Origin of the sequence: Actinoplanes sp. NPDC051633 (assembly GCF_040681735.1) — a bacterium.
In the GTDB taxonomy this organism is placed as follows: Bacteria; Actinomycetota; Actinomycetes; order Mycobacteriales; family Micromonosporaceae; genus Actinoplanes.
In genome coordinates this window covers 1-1,202 of sequence record NZ_JBFAZH010001719.1, presented here as the reverse complement: position 1 = coordinate 1,202, position 1,202 = coordinate 1, and the positions used below count along the sequence as shown (strand labels likewise).

Here is a 1,202-nt window from a genome sequence, read left to right as displayed (position 1 = left end):
ACCGGGCCGGTCAGCCGGCCGACGTCGGGCGGCCGGCACTCCAGCGGCGAGTTCGCGAAGGTCGAACCGGACGGCCGCGGCGCGGGCCGGCCCGGCGAGGGAACCGGGCGGCACGGCATCCCCGAGCCCGGCCACCGCACCGGCCCGATCCCGCAGAGCCAGCGTCCGGCGCCGGGCGGCCAGATCCCCGGCGGTCCGTCGTCTGGTGGCCGGATCCCGGGCGGTCCGACGTCCGGTGGCCCAGTTCCCGGTGTCCGGCCCGGTGCTCAGACCTCCGGGGGCCGCATTCCCGGTGGCCAGGTTTCCGGTGGCCGGATTCCCGGTGGCCAGGTTCCCGGTGGCCGGATTCCCGGGGGTCATGTCCCCGGTGGCCAGCCTCCTGGTGACCGGTTTCCCGATGGCCAGCCGCCCGGCGGTGGTTCGCGGTCCGGCGGCGGCATGCCGCCCGGGCGCGGCGGCACCGGCCCGGTGCGCCCGGCCGCGGGCACCGCGGCGATGGGTGCTGCCGGACGGCCCGGCGCTCGCCCCACCAACCAGCCCGCGCGTGCGACGGCGCCGGTCCTGCCGCCCGTCGTGCCCGGGCGCGAGGGTGCTCGGGCGCCGGCGGTGCCGGGCCGCGCCGGCGCGATGGCGGACAGCCCGTCGGGCGTGATCCAGCGGCCGGGCGAGGGCACCGGCCGGGTCGCCGGCCCGCGCGGCACCGGACGAGTGCCCCGGACCGGTCGCCCTCCCGAGGAGCCCGGCCGGCAGCGTCCCGACCAGCAGCGTCCCGACCAGCAGCGTCCCGACCAGAGCGGAACCGGCCGGGGGCACGCCCTGCCGCCGGGCCGCCCGCAGCCGACCGGCGACATCCGCAGACCGCACCCGACCGGGGACATTCGCGGGCCGCACCCCACTGGGGACATTCGCGGGCCGCACCCGAGCGGGGACATTCGAGGGCCGCTGCCGGCCGGTGAGATCGGCAGGCCGCAGCCGACCGGTGACCTCGGCCGTCAGATGCCGCTGCCGACCGGTGAGATCCGCAGGCCGCAGCCGACCGGTGAGATCAGCCGGCAGATGGCGGGCCGTGTCGCGCCGCCGGACGTCGGTCGTCCCCCGCTCGCGCGCGCTTGGTTGCCGCCCCACAGCGGCCGAGCCCCCGGGGCCCCGCCCGGCCCCCGCCCCCCGATGGCCGGGGACGGCAGTGGCCCGGTGCGGGGCCC

General features: G+C 80.2%; 1 pseudogene. It reads right to left on the bottom strand.

Features of this window, described 5'->3' with window-relative positions:
• Window positions 1-864: pseudogene (locus AB0M20_RS44635) on the bottom strand (hypothetical protein); the annotation flags it as partial.
• Window positions 865-1,202: the final 338 nt, after the last annotated feature.